Annotated in this window: 15 protein-coding genes; 5 read left to right on the top strand and 10 right to left on the bottom strand. The window is 69.6% G+C overall.

The genetic code is table 11. From position 1 onward, the window contains the following. Positions 1-106: 106 nt before the first annotated feature. Positions 107-310, top strand: a complete 204-nt coding sequence (locus D3273_RS03695) for a hypothetical protein (protein ID WP_129223594.1) — start codon at positions 107-109, stop codon at positions 308-310. Positions 311-402: 92 nt separating this feature from the next. On the opposite strand, the gene D3273_RS03690 is transcribed toward D3273_RS03695, so the two are convergent. From D3273_RS03690 to derI, 10 genes are all read right to left on the bottom strand, one after another. After that, the gene (locus D3273_RS03690; RefSeq protein ID WP_129223592.1) at positions 403-2,091 is read right to left on the bottom strand and encodes a glycerol-3-phosphate dehydrogenase/oxidase; all 1,689 of its coding nucleotides are present in this window, start codon (positions 2,089-2,091) and stop codon (positions 403-405) included. Positions 2,092-2,152: 61 nt separating this feature from the next. After that, the gene (locus D3273_RS03685) at positions 2,153-3,637 is read right to left on the bottom strand and encodes an FGGY-family carbohydrate kinase (protein WP_129223590.1); all 1,485 of its coding nucleotides are present in this window, start codon (positions 3,635-3,637) and stop codon (positions 2,153-2,155) included. Between the two features lie 60 nt (positions 3,638-3,697). Then, positions 3,698-4,645, bottom strand: a complete 948-nt coding sequence (locus D3273_RS03680; protein WP_165359365.1) for a D-ribose ABC transporter substrate-binding protein — start codon at positions 4,643-4,645, stop codon at positions 3,698-3,700. Positions 4,646-4,705: 60 nt separating this feature from the next. After that, positions 4,706-5,779, bottom strand: coding sequence for an ABC transporter permease (locus tag D3273_RS03675; RefSeq protein ID WP_428977755.1), 1,074 nt, complete (start codon positions 5,777-5,779; stop codon positions 4,706-4,708). Positions 5,780-5,828: 49 nt separating this feature from the next. Further along, positions 5,829-7,376: a sugar ABC transporter ATP-binding protein gene (locus tag D3273_RS03670; protein ID WP_129223586.1), complete on the bottom strand. Its 1,548-nt coding sequence runs from the start codon at positions 7,374-7,376 to the stop codon at positions 5,829-5,831. Then, a complete protein-coding gene (locus tag D3273_RS03665; protein ID WP_129223584.1) occupies positions 7,376-8,029 on the bottom strand; it encodes a DUF2291 family protein in 654 nt (217 codons plus the stop codon). The genes D3273_RS03670 and D3273_RS03665 overlap by 1 nt, the downstream gene beginning before the upstream one ends. 25 nt (positions 8,030-8,054) lie before the next feature. Beyond that, entirely contained in the window at positions 8,055-9,557 is a 1,503-nt protein-coding gene (locus tag D3273_RS03660; protein WP_129223582.1) for a glycerol-3-phosphate dehydrogenase, read from the bottom strand. Continuing rightward, complete coding sequence (locus tag D3273_RS03655; protein ID WP_129223580.1) at positions 9,554-11,128, bottom strand: FGGY-family carbohydrate kinase; 1,575 nt, start codon at positions 11,126-11,128, stop codon at positions 9,554-9,556. Before D3273_RS03655 ends, D3273_RS03660 begins: the two co-directional genes overlap by 4 nt. 146 nt (positions 11,129-11,274) lie before the next feature. Further along, complete coding sequence (locus tag D3273_RS03650) at positions 11,275-12,228, bottom strand: sugar-binding transcriptional regulator (RefSeq protein ID WP_129223578.1); 954 nt, start codon at positions 12,226-12,228, stop codon at positions 11,275-11,277. A 238-nt stretch (positions 12,229-12,466) separates the two neighbouring features. Further along, positions 12,467-12,925, bottom strand: coding sequence for a D-erythrulose-4-phosphate isomerase (derI, locus tag D3273_RS03645; protein ID WP_129223576.1), 459 nt, complete (start codon positions 12,923-12,925; stop codon positions 12,467-12,469). Positions 12,926-13,053: 128 nt separating this feature from the next. Between derI and D3273_RS03640 the strand changes: the two genes are divergently transcribed. The 4 genes from D3273_RS03640 (at position 13,054) to D3273_RS03625 (ending at position 17,341) form a co-directional block, all read left to right on the top strand. Beyond that, positions 13,054-13,983: a sugar phosphate isomerase/epimerase family protein gene (locus D3273_RS03640; protein WP_129223574.1), complete on the top strand. Its 930-nt coding sequence runs from the start codon at positions 13,054-13,056 to the stop codon at positions 13,981-13,983. 14 nt (positions 13,984-13,997) lie between these two features. After that, on the top strand, positions 13,998-14,759 hold the full coding sequence (locus tag D3273_RS03635) for a triose-phosphate isomerase (protein ID WP_129223572.1): 762 nt from the start codon (positions 13,998-14,000) through the stop codon (positions 14,757-14,759). A 96-nt stretch (positions 14,760-14,855) separates the two neighbouring features. Then, positions 14,856-15,863, top strand: coding sequence for a dihydroxyacetone kinase subunit DhaK (locus tag D3273_RS03630; protein WP_129223570.1), 1,008 nt, complete (start codon positions 14,856-14,858; stop codon positions 15,861-15,863). Between the two features lie 146 nt (positions 15,864-16,009). Further along, positions 16,010-17,341 carry an MFS transporter gene (locus D3273_RS03625; RefSeq protein ID WP_129223569.1) on the top strand — a complete coding sequence of 444 codons (1,332 nt, stop codon included), beginning with the start codon at positions 16,010-16,012 and terminating at the stop codon, positions 17,339-17,341. The last annotated feature ends 4 nt before the right edge of the window (positions 17,342-17,345 follow it).

Genomic DNA, 17,345 nt, shown 5'->3' with positions numbered 1-17,345 from the left:
CGCGCGTCAGGCTTGGCAGAAAGACATGATTCGCACTCTTCCGTTGTAGGTTCGTCCTGTTCTCCCCCTGGCCGACATGGCCATAGAAGGATGAGACCAAGCGACAATGGAGGATGAGACCAAGGGACAATCGGAACACGATCCGGGCGCGAAGGGGAAACCTGCGCGGAACGCTGGACGAAAGCTCGGGGCCAAGCGAGTTCCCAAGCTGCAGCAGGTCTGGGCCATCCGGTTCTTGTTCGACAGCAAGAAGCGCATGCGCGACCGCACCATGTTTGATCTCGCGATCGGCGGCAAGCTGCTGGGTTGAGATCTCGTCAAGATCAAAACCGATAGCATTATCCTGTGGGCCGGATCGGCGAGGGCTGCGAGAACGCCCTGGCGCTAACTCCGAGAGCGCGGCTACCCGGGCACGAGCCGGCCGGTGCACCGCCCGATCTGACGGTCGCGTTCCGCTTCGCTCCACGCCAACGCTTCGGCGGCGATCTCGGCGACCTCCGATACGACCGCCTCCGTCAGACACCCCGAAACTGCGATCGGCAGGCGCCGGAACAGCAGGTCTTCGAGATCGACGACCTGCTCATGCCGGATGACGGCACGCACCTCTGCCAGGCTGTAATCCGGAAGGCTGGCGAGCGGCGCGTCCGATCGCGAGGTGCGCGACGCCAGCATGTCTTCTGCCGTGCTGCCATAGCGATCGAGCAGCACGTCCGCCCGCACCGGATCGATCGCCTGCTGCCGGGCGACGCGCTCAATCCAGGCGATACGGTCGGCCGGGGCCAGGGGAAAGTCGCGCCCGCCGCCGATCGGCTCCGCTTCCGTCGAGATGCGCCGCGCCAGGCCGAGCTCCGCCAGGACCTCGTCGGTCACCTGTGCCGCGAAGGCGCGGAAGGTGGTCCATTTGCCGCCGACGAGCGACAGCACGGGTACGGCGCTTCCGGGCAATCGGTCGCGGCCGACGGAATGATCCCGGCTGATCTCGCCGGGGTCGTCGACGTCGGCGGCGGGGAGCGGCCGGATGCCGGCATAGCGATACACGATCTTGTCGCGCGACAGGGCGAGGCCGGGGAACACCTCGCCGACCATCGCCAGCATGTAGTCGGTCTCGGCGCCCGTGCAGGTCACCGTGTCGGGCTCGTCCGCCTTGATGTCGGTCGAGCCGATCAGGGCCCGGCCGAAAAACGGATACACCAGGCAGATCCGGCCATCCGCCGAGCCGAAGTAGATCATGTGGCCGTCGAGGGCCCGCACGAGGTCGGGGTCGTCGACGACGAGGTGGGAGCCTTTGGTGCCGCCGATATAGCGCTTGTTGAGCCCGACCGAACCGTTGACCCGGTCGATCCAGGGGCCGGCGGCATTGACCACGACCTTGGGGACGACCGTGACCGACCGGCCGGTGAGCCGGTCGGTCAGGGTCACGCGACCGTCGGCCGCCCCCGTCACGGCCATGTGGTTCAAGGCCTGCGCGCGGGGATGAGCCGCTTCGCCATCGGCGACGAGTTCGTAGCAGAGACGCTCGGCCTGGGTGACGCGGGCATCGTAGTAGGTCGCGGTCGCGAGGGTCGGCGCCATGGCGGGGAAGCGCCGTCGCGTCGCGTCGCGGAGCGAGACCCGATGGCGGGGCATGCTGCGGCGGCGGCGGCCCAGCCAGTCGTAGAGCGCCATCCCGAGTTCCACGATCAGCAGCCCGCGGTCGGCGAGCTTGGCCTTTCGGCCGAAGAAGCGCGCCACCGAGGGGCCGATACCGCCAAAGACCGAATGGATCGGCACCACGGTCGGCAGGGGCTTCACCAGATGCGGGGCATTGCGGAGCAGGAGGTTGCGCTCGCGCGCCGATTCCGCGACGAGGCGGAACTCGCCGGTCTCAAGATATTTCAGGCCGCCGTGGATCAGGCGCGAAGGCGCCGCACTGGTGCCCGAGCACCAGTCGCCTTTGTCGACGATGAGGCAATCCACGCCCTGCAGCGCCAGATCGCGGAACGTGCCGGCGCCGTTGATGCCGCCCCCGATGATCAGGACCGGGACGTTCGGGTCGGCCTCGAAACGCTGCAGCGCGCAGGCGCGGCGCTCCTGCGAGGTTTGGGTCGTCATGGCTTCGGGCTCGACAGGGAAACGGTGTGAACGATGAAGAGGTCGGGGCGCCCGAGCCGCTTCAGCCACCCGACCAATGCGGCCGCAAGGCGTCCGCCAGCGCCAGGTAACGCTTGAAGCGCTGCGTCAGCGCCTCGTGTCGCCCGGCATCGGGCTCGTATCGGGCCCTCACCCGGCAGGCGCGGCGCACGGCGCCGTCGAGCGAGCCGTAGAGCCCGACACCGACCCCCGCCACCAGGGCGGCGCCGAGCGCCCCCACTTCGGTGGCTTCGGGGACTTCGACCGGCAGGCCGAGGGCATCGGCGAAGAGCCGCGCCGGCCGCTCGCGCGACGTGCCGCCGCCGGTGATGCGGGCCCGGTCCACGGGAAAGGCCGAGCGCAGGGCGTCGCAATGGTGGCGGTGATTGAAGACCGCGCCTTCCACGACCGCCCGCAGCATGTCGGCGCGGCCGTGCCAGGAGCGCAGGCCGAGGAAGGCCGCGCTGGCCGGGACGTCGTAGGGCGAGCCGTAAAGGAAGGGGTGGAACAGCGGCGCATCGATGGCGGCGGGTGCGGCGAGGTCGGCCTCGACGATGTCCCACAGCGACGGCCCGCCTCGCGCGGCGGCCTCCGCCTCGGCGCCGTAGCTTTGGCGCAGGAACCAGTCGACCGTGTTGGACGACGCGGGCGAGATCGACATGTTCATCCATTGCCCCGGCCGCAGCCCGGCCCGCGCGGTCCAGCGCGGATCCGGAGCGAGGTGGTCCGACAGGGTCTCGTTGATGCTGAATGTGCCGGCCGTGATCGCCAGGGCGCCGGCGTCGAGGATGCCGAGCCCGACCGCGCTCGCCGTCACGTCGTGCAGGCCGCCCGACACCGGCGTGCCTTCGGGCAGGCCCGTGTCGATCGCGGCGGCGGCCGACACGGTGCCGATGGTGCCGCTGCTCGGCCGGATGGGGGGCAGCGCCGGGCGCAGCGCCGCGAGCCCCGTCAGCGCCAGGAGGTCGTCGGAGTAGGCCTGGCTCCGGGCATCGGTGAAGGCCGTGCTGGCATCTGTCGGATCCGCGGCGAGGACACCGGTGAGCCGGAAGCGCAGCCAGTCCTTGCAGAAGAGCACATGGCGGATGGCGGCGAAGCGCTCGGGCTCATGGAGGGCCACCCAGGCGAGCAGCGACGAGGCCGCGAAGGGATAGGGGCGCTGCGCCGTGACGGCGGCGATGCGGTCGACGAGGCCGGACGCCGTCCAGCCGGCCGTCACGGCATGGGCGCGGCTGTCGACCGACTGGATGCCGGGGCCGAGCGGGTCTCCAGCGCGATCGAGGAGGTAGAGGCCGTCGCCGTGGCCCGTGACCCCCACGGCATCGACCCGGCCCCGCGGGGCGGCGTCGAGCGCGTCGCGGATCGCCGCGCAGGCGAGCTGCCACAGGCGGTCCATGTCGTGCTCCACGCGGCGTGGCGCCGGCTGGCGGGGCTCGGTGCGGCGGGTGCCGGTCGCCAATGTATGGCCGTCGGCGTCGAACAACACCGCTTTGATGGCGGTGGAACCGCAGTCGAGTCCCAGGATCATGGCGTCATCCCAACCAGCAGCCGCATCCGGCCACCGGAGCGGCCGGATGCAGCCCCGACCTCACTTCGTCAGCGTGAAGGGCGCCGTCATGTTGCCGGCGTTGGCCTTGGTGATGAGCACGCAGTCGAAGAGCTGCTTCTCCTGCGGGGCGCCCGTCTTGCCGGTCTTGATGAAGCTGTCGGCCTCGTCCACCGCCTTGGCGGCGAAGGTCGCGACGGGCTGCAGAACCGTATACTGCAGCTCGCCGGCCTTGATGGCCGACACCGCGTCCGGCGAGCCGTCGAAGCCGCCGACCTTGACCGAGGCCAGCTTGCCCGCTTCCTTCAGGGCCGCGATGGCGCCGAGCGCCATCTCGTCGTTGCCCGAGATCACGCCGATGATGCCGGGATGGGCCTGGAGAAGGTTCTGCATCTTGTCGTGGCCCTGGGTGCGGTCCCAGTTGCCGACCTGGGAGCCGACCTTCTTCAGGTTGTCGTACTGGCTGAGCACGGTGTCGTAGCCGTTGGAGCGGGTCGCGGCGTTGTTGTCCGACGGGGAGCCCAGCAGCTCGACGTAGTCTCCCTTCTGGCCGACGTCCTTGACCCACTGCTGCGCCCCGAGCGCCGCGCCCTGCGCGTTGTTGGACACGAGCTGCGCCTTGGCGAGGCCCTCCTGGTTGATCTCGGCGTTGACGAGGATCACCGGGATCCCGGCCGCGATCGCCTTCTTCACGGCACCGACCGAACCGGACGCGTTGGCGGGGTCGAGGATGATGGCGACCGACTTGTTGGTGATGGCCGTGTCGATCAGGTTGCTTTCGGTGTTGGTGTCGCCCTTCGACGCACCGACGTTGGCCTCGTAGCCGAGCTTCTTGGCCTCAGCGGCGGCGACGTTGCCTTCCGTCAGCCAATACGGGTTCGAGGGGTCGTTGACGATGATCGTCATCAGGCCGCCGGCCGCCTGGGCCGAGGTCGCGCCGAGGGCCAGCGCGAGGGCCGTGACGGCCAGAAGTCTTGCCTTGATGGACATGGTTGTCTCCCTGGTTTTCTTGGATTGTCGGCCGCCGGCCGTTCGCCGGCCGGCGGCAGCTCACGCCGCGGGTCGCGGGGAAGGGGTTCGGCCGCCGGCCGCGGCGGGGCGCTTGGCGCGGCCGCGGTACTGGACGGCGTTGAGCAGCACGGCGAGCACGATCACGGCGCCGGTGAACACCGTCTGCCAGTAGGACGAGATGCCGATGATCACGAGGCCGTCGGACAGGAAGCCGATCACGAAAGCGCCGAGCAGGGTGCCGCGGACGTTGCCCCGGCCGCCCGTCAACGCCGCGCCGCCGATCACCACGGCCGCGATGGCGGTCAGCTCGTAGGTGGTGCCGGCCGTGGGCCCAGCCGAGGTGAGCTGCGAGGACAGGATCAGCCCCGCCACCGCGGCACAGACGCCCGACATCATGTAGACGGCGACCTGCACGGGCTTGACGGGCACGCCCGACAGCTCCGCGGCCCGTTCGTTGCCGCCCGACGCGTAGAGCCAACGGCCGAAGGGCGTGCGGGTGAGCAGCAGGCTGCCGACGACCGCGATCACCACCAGCACGAGGATGCCGATCGGAACCCCCGCGATGCGGTTGAAGCCGAGCCAGTCGAAGCCGGTGTTGCCGAGCGCAGGCTGGCCGCCGAGGTTGTTGTAGGTCAGGCCGTTGGTCATCAGCAGCGCCACGCCGCGGACCATGTACATGACGCCGAGGGTGGCCACGAAGGCCGGGACCTTGAAGCGCGCGACCAGCACGCCGTTGACGAGGCCGATGGCGGCGCCGAGCAGGCAGCACAGCACCGCCACGACCCAGACCGGCGGATAGGCGACGACCCCGAGTGCCCCGATGGAAACGCCCTGCATCAGGGCTCCCGCCACCACGCCCGACAGGCCCAGCGTGGAGCCGACCGACAGGTCGATGCCGCCGTTGAGGATGACGAGCAGCATGCCGATCGCCAGGATGCCGAACAACGCCACGTGCGACGACATGGTCAGGAAGTTCGACACCGACAGGTAGTAGGGCGACAACGCAGAGAAGACGACCACGATGGCGATCAGCGCGAAATAGGCGCGGCCTTCCAGAAGCACCCGGCCGATGTCGAAGCCGGCACCCTTGGCCTCGGGGCGTGCGCGGTCCAGGGATGGGCTGGCTTGGGTCACGGTCTCGGGCTCCCTCGGTTCGTCGTTGTCAGGCCGCCACGGCTTCGCCCGAGGCGGCCATGATCTGTTCCTTGGTGACCGTGTGGTCGGCATCCCGGCCGAACTCGGCCGAGATGCGGCCGCGGCTCATCACCACGACCCGGTGCGCGATCGACAGGCACTCGGACACTTCCGAGGTCGAGAACACGACCGCCAGCCCGGCCCGGGCGCGCTCGGCCAGGATGCGGAACACTTCCGCCTTGGCGCCGATGTCGATGCCGCGCGAGGGCTCGTCGAGCATGATGACGCGCGGATGGGTGCCGAGCATCTTGCCGATGACCACCTTCTGCTGATTGCCGCCCGACAGCGAGCCGATCGCGGCGGACGGGCCGGACGTCTTCACCGTGACGGCGCGGATCGAGGAATCGATCACGGCGCGCTCGGCCGGGCGCGACAGCAGCAGGCCCCTGACAAAGGCCCCGATGGAAGCGAGCGACAGGTTCTCGCCCACCGACATCGTCTGGACCAGACCGTCGCGCTGCCGGTCCTCCGGCACCAGGGCGAGGCCGTTCGCGATGCGCTCCGCGATCGACAGCCGCGAAATTTCGCGTCCCTCGAGCCACACCTCGCCCGCAACCTTCGCCACCTTGCCGAAGACGCATTCGAGCAATTCGGTGCGCCCGGCCCCCATCAGCCCGTAGATGCAGACGATCTCGCCAGCCCGCACGTCGAGCGACAGGCCGTCGACCACCATGGCGCCGTGGCCGGATTTATCGGCGACGCTGACGTCCCGCACCGACAGCGCGACCCCGCCGAAAGGGTAGCCGGCCGGCGGCGAGCCGAGGTCGTAGCCCTCGCCCACCATGTTGCGGACGATCCATTCGAGGTCGATGTCGGCCCGGTCGGCCTTGGCCGTCATGGCGCCGTCCCTGAGCACCACCGCAAAGTCGGTGATCTCCAGCGCTTCCTCGAGGTGGTGGGAGATGTAGACGATGGCGACGCCGCGGGCCGTGAGGTCGCGGATGACCTTGAACAGCACCTCGACCTCGGACGCGCTCAGCGCCGAGGTGGGCTCGTCCATGATCAGGATGCGCGAATCGACCGACAGCGCGCGGGCGATCTCGATGATCTGCCGCTGGCCGAGGCGCAGGTCCTCGACCGGCGTCGCGGGATCGATCTCCTCCTCGAGTTCGGCCATCAGCGCGGCGGCCTGGCGCGTTTCCTCGGCATAGTCGATGCCGGCAGGACCCGTGATCTCGCGGCCCATGAAGATGTTGTCGCGCACGGACAGGTTCGGCGCGAGGCTGAGCTCCTGGTGGATGATCGAGATCCCCCGGTCCCGCGCCTCCGACGAGGACGCGAAGACGACGGGCTCGCCGCGGAGCTCGATCGTGCCGGAGGTCGGCCCGACGACGCCCGACAGCACCTTCATCAGCGTCGACTTGCCGGCACCGTTCTCGCCGAACAGCGTCGTCACCCGGCCGGCGCGGATGTCGAAGTTGACGCCCTTCAGCGCGTGGATGTTGCCGTAGGACTTGGCGACGTTGCGGGCCGTCAGCACGACATCGCCGTCCCGGTCGGCGGTTTGGGGCCCCATCACTTCACCTCCAGCGACACGGGGGTGACGAGCCACTTCGCCGGGTCGGTGAGCTGGAAGACGCCGACCACCGATACGGTCTTGCCCTTCAGGTCTGTGGTGTCGAGCTTCGACAGGACCTGCTTCTTCATCTCCTTGTTCAGCGCTGAGCCGGCGTTCTGGTAGTCGATCTGGTTGGTGAACTGGCCGAACTGGATCGTGCCGGTCGCGTCGCGCAGGTCGGTGCCCATGACGGCGGGGCCGGTCTGCAACGCCACCTTCGGGGTGTCGGGCATGCCGTCGACCCTGACCTCGTAATTGCCGAAGTCGCCGTCCCCGAGCGTGCCGGTGAAGGAAACCGGGTATTCGACGCCGACGCCCGACTCCACGCCATACTGCTTGGCGGCGGCGGCCGGATCCTTGGCGATCGCGGCGGCCAGCGCGGGCGCCGGCACGGCGCGGCCCTGGATCGCCTTCTGCACGGCGGGAAACGTCTTCTGGCCATAGGCCAGCGGCGAGAAGGTGCCGGGCGGCACGTCTGCGGCCCCGCCGCTCCTCACCCAGGTGGTGTCGAGCGCCATGGCGGCACAGAGAGCGGCACCGATCGTGGCGGCCACGGCCGCGCGAATCCGGGCCTTGTTGCGCCGCGGCGCGGCGGAGGCGACGGTGCTCATCGGGAGGACCTCCTGTTTCGCGGCTTCACGCCGCCTCCATGGTGCGCTCGAAGGCGAGCCGCTCGTCGACGCTCATGTGCAGCCCGTGCTTGGTGCGGCGGGTCAGCACGTCGGCGGGGGTCAGCGCCCATTCGGTGTCGCGCAGGAAGTCCACCTCGCGGCCGTAGAGCAGCGCGCCGTGGTGACGGCCGAGGGCGTCCATGCCCTTGGCACCGCTCAGAAGTGCCCGCGCCCGCGTGCCGTAAAGGTGGGCGTAGTGCTCGGCGAGGTTGGGCGGCAGCCAGGGGAACTCGGCCCGGAGGGCCGACAGGAAGGCCGGGAAGTCAGCGTCGGGCAGGTCGCCGCCCGGCAGAGTGGCGTCGGCGGTCCACGCCTTGCCCATCTGCGGGAAGGTCTTCGTCAGCCTGTCGAGCGCGTGCTCGGCGAGCTTGCGGAAGGTGGTGATCTTGCCGCCGAAGACGCTGAGCAGCGGCGGCAAACCTTCGGGGTCGTCGACCTCGAAGACGTAGTCGCGCGTCACCGCGGAGGCGTTGGCCTCCGCATTGTTGTCGTAGAGGGGCCGGACGCCCGAGAAGGAGGATACGATGTCCTCCTGCTTCAGCGGCTTGGCGGCGTAGCGGTTGACGACCCTAAGCAGGTAGTCGATCTCGGCTTGCTCGATCGACACGTCGGCGGGATTGCCCTCGTAGGGGATGTCGGTCGTACCGATGAGGCACAGGTTGCCCTCGTAGGGATTGACGAAGATCACCCGCTTGTCGTCGTTCTGGAACAGGTAGGCCTGCGGCCCGTCCCAGAACTTCGGCACCACGATGTGCGAGCCCTTCACCAGCCGCACCCTGTAGGAGGTGTTGCGGCCCGCGACACGGCCGACCACGTCCTCGACCCAGGGACCGGCCGAGTTGACCAGCGCCCGCGCCTTGACGCTGCCGCTCGTGCCGTCGGCGCCCTTCATCGACACGAGCCACAGCCCGTCCTCGCCGCGGCGGGCCGAGGTGGCGGCCGTGCGGGTGAGGATGGTGGCACCGCGCTCCTTGGCATCGAGCGCGTTCAGCACGACGAGGCGCGCGTCGTCGACCCAGCAATCGGAATATTCGAAGGCGGTCGTGTAGTCCTTTTTGATGGCGCGACCTTCCGGAGCCTTCCGCAGGTCGAGCTTGCGCGAGCCGGGCAGCATCTTGCGGCCGCCGAGGTGGTCGTAGAGGAACAGGCCGGTGCGCACCATCCAGGCCGGGCGCTGCTCGGGCGAATGGGGGAGCACGAAGCGCATCGGCCAGATGATGTGCGGGGCCGCGCGCAGCAGCACTTCGCGCTCGATCAGCGCTTCCCGCACGAGGCGGAACTCGTAATATTCGAGGTAGCGCAGGCCGCCGTGGACGAGCTTGCCGGAACGCGACGACGTGCCCTCGGCGAGGTCGCCCTTCTCGCACAGAAGCACCTTGAGGCCACGCCCGGCCGCATCCCTGGCGATGCCGGCGCCGTTGACGCCGCCGCCGATGATCGCGATGTCGACGATCCCGTAGTCCGTCATGGCGCGTTCCTTCTGTCGTTCTCGTCGTCCGCCGCGGCGCGCATCGCCCGCCAGACCGGGGCCGACGCCCGGCGGGCTGCCGTGTAGGCGGGGAACAGCCGGTCGTAGCGTTCCGCCAAGGCGGGGTCGGGGTTCTGCGCTTCGCCGAGGGTCGGCGTCACCCAGCGGTCGATGCAGCTTTCCATGTCGGGGGCGAGGCCGGTCGCGACGGCGGCCACCATGGCGGCGCCGGCGGCGCCCGCCTCCTCGCGCCGGGAGGAGCGGATGCGGGTTCCGAGCGCCGCGCCGAGGATGACGCGTAACGCCTTCGAGCGCGCCGCCCCGCCGGTGATCCGAACCTCCGGCGGGATGGGGCCCATGGCGGCGTAGCAGTCGCGTGCCGCGAACCCGAGCCCTTCGTAGACGGCCCGCATCAGGTCGTTGAAGTCGTGGCGGGCCGACAGGCCATGGAACTGCGCCCGCGCGGCGGCATCCACGAAGGGGCCGCGCTCGCCCGCCTCCGAAATGTAGGGGTGGTAGAGGAGGGTGCCGGCCTCGGCGGCGAGCACGTGGTCGTCGAGGTCGAGGAAGATGTCGGTGCGGGACTTCTCGACGCCGTGCTGCTTCAGCACCCCGCGCGCGAGGTCGACCAGCCAATCGATGTTGAGCGTCGAGGCCATGTTGGATTGGAGCTGGGCGAAGGTGCCCGGCACCGGGAAGGCCAGCGTGTAGCCGGTGCCCTCCGGGTTGAGCCGCACCGCCTCGGCCGAACGGGCGATGCGCATGTGCATGCCGGTCGAGCCCACGATCGTGCAGCCGGTGTCACGCTCCGGATCGTAGAGGCCGGCGCCGAGTGCCGTCGCGACGATGTCGATCGGGCCGAGGCACACCGGCAGGCCCTCGCCGAAGCCGATGGCGCGGGCGGCGTCCCATCCGAGCGATCCGGTGCGCGACGAGCCGTCGATGATGGGCGGCAGCAGCGAGCCGCGCAGTCCGAGGCCATCGATCGCCGCCGGCGCATAGGCCATCGTGCGGAAGTCGCCAAAGGAATGCACGCCCTCGGAGGCATCGGCGGCACGGTCCCCCGTCAGCTTGAAGTAGAGCCAGTCCTTGAGGTGGAAGGCCGTGGCGGCGCGGGCCATGACGTCGGGCCGGTGCCGTTCCAGCCACAGCAGTTGCGGCCCCATCTGGCAGGCCGCGAGGCCCGAGCCCGTGCTCTCGAAGTGCCGGCGGCCGACCGGCGACGCACGGAGATCCTCGGTGATGGCGGCTGCGCGGGCATCGAGCCAGATCAACGCCGGGCCGGCGGGCTCCCCCTCCGCATCGACCAGCCAGGTGCCGTCGCCCTGCGCCGTCACCGCGATGGCGGCGACGCGGTCGGCGAGGCCGGGGACGACGTCGGCGAGGCCGCGCAGCGTCGCCGCGGCATCGGCCCAGGTGTCGGCCATGTCCTGTTCGGCGCCGACGCCCTCGACGGTGCGGTAGCGGTTCGGCCGGGCGCAGGCGCCGACCTGCTCGCCCGAGGCCGTGAAGGCCACCGACTTGATCACGGAGGTGCCGGCGTCGACGCCGATCAGGAGGTCGCGGGCCATCAATGACCCTCCCGCCACGCGGGGACGGCGACGGTGCAAGCGTGTCGCGCGTGGCTCATGCCGATCTCCCTCCCATCCGTGTTGCGGGGCATTGGGCCCTCGCGGTTTCGAGATCCGGGCAGGTTCGGGAGAACCCGCTCGGGGCGTCAGGTCTTCGGTTTCGGTCCCAGCAACGCCGTGGCGGTGCGCTCGTCGGTCAGCAGGCCATGCAGCAGGCCGCTCGACAGGACGGCGCGGATCGCATCCGGCTTGGCGGTGCCCCCTGCCACCGCGACGAGCTTGCCGCTGCGCAGATCGTCGAGGTCGAGGGCCGCGATGCGCGGCGAGAGTTCGGTTTCGACGGGGCGCCCGCGCTCGTCGAAGAAATGGCCCAGGATCTCGCCGCAGCCCCCGGCGCGCGCGACCTCGTCGAATTCCGCCGGCTCGATCATCCCGGAGGTGGCGAGCGAGGCCGCGTGGCCGTCCACGATGCCGATCCCGGCGAAGCGCAATGTGGCGCTGCGGGCCAGCGCGAAGACATCGGCAATGCCGCGCTGCGCCATCAGCACGGCGCGGTCCTCGGCGGAATTCAATGCGAAAGGCACCGGCAGCACATAGGCTTCGGCACTCGTGCGTTCGACGATGCGGTTGATGACGTCGAACGGGTTGGCGGCGAAGCGGCGGGTGAAGCCGCCGAGGAGCGACACGAACTTCAACCGCGGCGCGTCGATCCGGGGCAGGTGCTCGACGCAGGCCGCGAGCGTGCGGCCATGGCCGATGCCAATCACGGCGTCTTCGCCCTTTTCGCAGATGAGGCGAAGGTAGCGCGCGCCGAGCACGCCCAGCGAGCGCAGGGGCAAGGGATCATCGTCGACGTTAGGGGCCACTTCGCAGAAGCCAAGGCCGTAAGCGCGGCACAACTGCTGCTCGAGCTGCAAGCAGTTCGCGATCTCGCCGTCGACGAAGACGCGCACCATGCCTTCCCGGCCGGCGCGCGCAATGAGGCGATGCGCCTTCACATTGGGGACGTTCAGCCGGGTCGCGACCTCGCCCTGCGTCAGCCGCCCGACGTGATGCAGCCAGGCGGCGCGGGCCGCCAAGCTCGCGTCGTCTTCGGCCATCGGGTTCGGATCCGGCGTGCGGCTCACTCTGTCCTGCCCTGCAAAAACATTCTTGTTGTGTAAAAGATTTCACGGCCCGGAGCCTGCGTCAAGCGGACCTGTGCCGTCATGGCGAGCACAGCGAAGCCGCCCAGCAAGCGTGGAGGGCCGTGACGGCCGTGCTCCACGGAACCCGTGGGCTGGGTGGCTTCGGCGCCGCGCTCCTCGCCAAGACGGAGGTGGGAAAGGCGGGGCCGCCTCAGCTCTTCGAGTATTTCCCGTCGAGCTTGTCGATCGCGCCGACATTGCCGGCGGAGCTCCCGGCCGGGTCGAACTCCGAGGCAAGCCAAGTGTCCACCACGGCCTTGGCGAGTTCCGGCCCGACCACGCGGGCGCCGAGGGTGATGATCTGGGCGTTGTTGCTCTTGGCTGCCCGCTCGGCCGAGTAGGTGTCGTGCGTCAGCGCGGCGCGGATGCCGGGCACCTTGTTGGCCGAGATGCAGACCCCGATCCCCGTGCCGCAGAACAGGATGCCGCGATCGAACTCGCCCCGTGTGATCGCCGTGCCGACGCGCTCCGAGGTGTCGGCATAGAACTCCGGCGTGGAGCCGGAGCCGGGCGACAGGTCCGTCACATCGAGGCCCTTGCTGGCGAGGTGCTTGGCGAGGACGTCGAGCAACGGCTTGCCGGCGCTGTCGGCACCGATGACGAGCTTCATGTGATCCTCCCGATGATCTGCCCGGACATGCCGGGCGCTGTGTTAAATTTCAGCAGTTGCAAAATTTTTTCAAGCCTGCTTCTTTTCACAGGCAACGGCAGCAAGCCGCGCGACGATCGGGGGAGGGCATGGGTTTCACGCTGTCGCTGAGCACGAACCCTTTCGTGAACCGCTTCGCCGAGCCCGAGGAACTGGCGCGCGTGCTGGCCGGCGAGGTCGGCATCGGCCGGATCCAACTGACCCACGAGTTCATCGACCCCGCCTGGCCCGCCGCGCTGGTTCGGCGCACGACGGACCGCATGGCGCAGAGCTGTGCCGCCGAGGGTCTGGCGGTGACGTCGATGATGACCGGGCCCTACGGGCGGCTCAACCACTTCGGTCATCCCGACCCCGAAGCCCGGGCTCATTCGGTCGCCTGGTTCAAGGGGCTGGCCGACATCGCCGCCGACCTCGGCTGCCCGGCGATCGGCACGCAATATGCCATCCTGACCTTCCGCGATCACGACGACCCGGCCCGGCGCGCGGCGCGGCTGGCACAGGCGCTGGAGTGCTGGCGCGACGTGGCGGACCATGCGGCGAAACGCGGCCTCACCTGGCTGTTCTGGGAGCCGATGTCGGTCGGCCGCGAACTCGGCCACACCCAGGCCGGGACGCGGACCCTCCAGGCCGAGATCGACGACGGCGCCCTGCCGCTGCCGCTGCTGCCCATGGTCGACATCGACCATGGCGACGTGTCGTCCTCCGACCCCGCCGACACCGACCCCTATGCCTGGGCGCGCAATTTCGCGACGCGTTCGCCCATCATCCACATCAAGCAGTCCACCATGAACAAGGGTGGCCACTGGCCCTTCACCGCCGAGCGCAACCGGGACGGCCGCATCCAGCCGGACGCTCTGCTCGCCGCGGTGCGGGACGGAGGCGGCACCGACAACGAGCTTTGCCTGGAGCTCGCCTGGCGCGAGCGCGAGCCGGCCGACCGGGCCGTGGTATCGGAAATGCGGGAGTCGGTGGCCTTCTGGTCCGCCCATATCGAGGCGCGCCCGTCGCGCGCCGCCTGAACCGGAGCGACCACATGGCCTTCGACACGCTCTGGATCGGCACGAGCTGGAAGATGAACAAGCTGCGCGCCGAAGCGCGGGCCTTCGCCGAGGCGCTGGTGGGGACCGACCTCGCACGCAACACGGCCGCGCAGCTCTTCGTCATCCCGCCCTTCACGGCGGTCGCCGAGGTCGCAGGGTTGCTGGCCGGCACGCGCGTCAGGGTCGGGGTGCAGAACGTTCATTGGGCCGAGGCCGGAGCCTGGACGGGCGAGATCTCCGCCCCCATGGCAGCCGACTGCGGTGCCACGATCGCCGAGATCGGCCACAGCGAGCGGCGCACCTATTTTGGCGAAACGGACGAGACCGTGTCGATGAAGGTCGCCGCCGCGCTGCGCCACGGCCTGACGCCGCTCGTCTGCGTCGGCGACACGCGGGACGAACATGACGCGGGCCGCACCGCGGAGGCGCTGGAGCGCCAGGTGCGGGCCGCGGTGTCCAGGATTTCCCGCGCCGAGGCCGAGCGCGTGGTCATCGCCTACGAGCCCGTTTGGTCGATCGGCGAGGGCGGCACGCCGGCCGAGCCGGGCTTCGCCGACGCGCAGCACGCCCGCATCAAGGCGACGCTGGCCGAGGTGACGGGACATGAGTTGCGCGTGCTCTACGGTGGCAGCGTCAATCCCGGCAATTGCGTCGCCCTGGCGGCCCAACCCCACATCGACGGGCTGTTCATCGGCCGCTCGGCCTGGGCGCCGGAAGGCTTTCTCGGCATCGTCGGGCAGGTCGGCGCAGCGTAAGCCGTCCATCGGCTCTAGCGATCCCGACATGAAGCGATGCCGGTCGTCCGTCGGCGCCATCGACGGCGGCTCCACATCGCGCAGCCGCGAGGGATCATGAACCGGATCATCAACGACCCCGACGATGTCGTCGAGGATGCCCTGGCGGGTCTCAGGCTCGCCCATCCCGATCTCCTGGCCGGCACCGCGCATCCGCGCGTGATCCGGGTCGCGGGCGCGGGATCGGCGGGTCGGGTCGGCATCGTGTCGGGCGGCGGCTCGGGCCATGAACCGGCCTTCGTGGGCTATGTCGGGCCGGGACTGCTCGATGCCGTCGCGATCGGCGAAGTCTTCGCGTCCCCGACGGCCCGGGCCTTCCAGGCCGCCTTCAAGGCGGCCGACGGCGGTCGCGGCATCGCCTGCCTCTACGGCAACTACGCCGGCGACAACATGAACGTGAAGATGGCGGTCCGGCTCGCTGCGCGGGAAGGGCTGGATGTCAGGACGGTCGTGGCCAACGACGACGCCGCCTCGGCGCCGCTCGACGAACGCGGCAAGCGCCGCGGCGTCGCGGGCGAGGTCCTGATGTGGAAGGCCGCGGCGGCGCTTGCCGCGGAAGGTGCCGATCTCGAAGCCGTGATCGCCGTGGCGCAGAAGACCATCGACGCCACCCGCAGCATCGGGATCGGCCTCACGCCCTGCACCATCCCGGCGGCCGGCAAGCCGAACTTCCGGATCGCGGACGGCACCATGGAGGTCGGCATCGGCCACCATGGCGAGCCCGGCATCGCGGTCCGGGCGATCGAACCAGCCCGCGCCATGGCGGCCACCATGATGGAAACGGTGCTGCCGGACCTGCCCTTCGACCGCGGGGACGATGTCGCCGTCCTGGTCTCGGGCCTCGGAGCGACCCCGGTGATGGAGCTCTACATACTCTACGGCCATGTCGCCGAGATCCTGGCGGACCGGGGGATCACGATCCGGCACCGCTTCGTCGGCAATTACTTCACCTCGCTGGAGATGATGGGGGTATCGGTCACGATCACCCGTGTCGATGGCGAACTCGACCGCCTGCTGGGCGTCAAGGCGCGCTCGATTGGCCTTACCGTGACGGGAGACGCGTGATGTCCGACGCGACGCGGGCGGAGCGGCCGAGCGGCGCTTCGCCCGCATCGCGTCCACCAACCGCTCATTGACACCCTTCCGAGCGCCCCGTACTGGTATGATGACATAATAAATCAGCTCGCAACGGCGAGCGCCGGGAGGGTGATATGGACGACGTCAGGCTCGGCGAAGCCGTGGTCCGCAAGGTGCGGTGGCGTGTGCTGCCCTTCCTGATCCTGTGCTTCTTCGTGGCCTTCCTCGACCGCGTGAACGTCGGCTTCGCTGCCCTGCAGATGAACCAGGATCTCGGTTTCACGCCGGAAGTCTACGGCCTGGGGGCCGGCCTGTTCTTCATCGGCTACTTCTTCTTCGAGATCCCGAGCAACCTCGCCCTGCACCGCTTCGGTGCCCGGCGCTGGATCGCCCGCATCTTGGTCACCTGGGGTATCCTGGCGGTCGGCATGGCCTGGGTGAGCGGCACCACGTCCTTCTATGTCATGCGTTTTCTGCTGGGGGCCGCCGAGGCGGGCTTTTTCCCCGGCGTGCTGCTCTACATGACCTATTGGTTCCCGCGCGAAGCCCGGGCCCGCGTGATGGCGACCTTCTCGCTCGGATCCGTGGTCTCCCTGGTCATCGGCGCCCCGGTCTCAGGTTTCATCCTCTCGATCTCGGGCGGCGGCCTGGCCAATTGGCAGTGGCTGTTCATCGTCGAGGGCGTGCCGGCCGTCATGCTCGGCATCGTGACGCTGTTCGTGATGACCGACCATCCCGCCCAGGCGGCCTGGCTCGATGCCGAGGAGAAGCGCTGGTTGGCCGACACGCTCGCCGCCGAGGCGAGCGCGAAGCCGGTCGAGTCCCGCATGGGCGCTCTGGCGACGCTGAAGGACCCCCGCGCCGTCGTGCTGGCTTTCGCCGCCATGCTGAACATCGTCGCCATCTACGGCATCAGCCTGTGGCTGCCGCAGATCGTGAAGAGTGTCGGCAACCTGTCCAACCTGCAGGTCGGCTTCATCTCGGCGCTGCCGTTCCTGTGCACCGCCGTCGCCATGATGCTGAACGCGCGACACTCCGACCGGCATGGCGAACGCCGCTTCCACATCCTGGTGCCGGCGGTGCTGGGAGGATGTGGTTTCGTCCTGGCGGCGCTGAGCACGTCGCCGATCGTCGGCCTGTTCGGTATCTGCGTGGCGGCGATGGGGATCTGGTGCGCCAACACCGTCTTCTGGACCGTACCGATGCAGATCTTCTCCGGAGTCTCGGCCGCCGCCGCCTTGGGCTTGATCAATTCGATCGGCAACCTGGGCGGCTTCATCGGCCCTTATCTGACGGGCTGGATCCGGCAGGCCTCGGGCGGTTATCCGGCCGCGCTGATCACGCTCGGCGGCGCCCTCGCCTGTTTCGGCGTCGTGGTCTTCGTCTTCCTCACCGTCACCGAGCGGAGCCGTGCGGGAGCGACGGCCTTCCGAAACATGGCGGCACCGACGGGAGCCGACGTTTGAACGC

The organism is Lichenibacterium minor (genome assembly GCF_004137685.1).
GTDB lineage: Bacteria > Pseudomonadota > Alphaproteobacteria > Rhizobiales > Beijerinckiaceae > Lichenihabitans > Lichenihabitans minor.
Note: the sequence above shows the minus strand (reverse complement) of the source record. Positions and strands in the feature narration are given on the sequence as shown.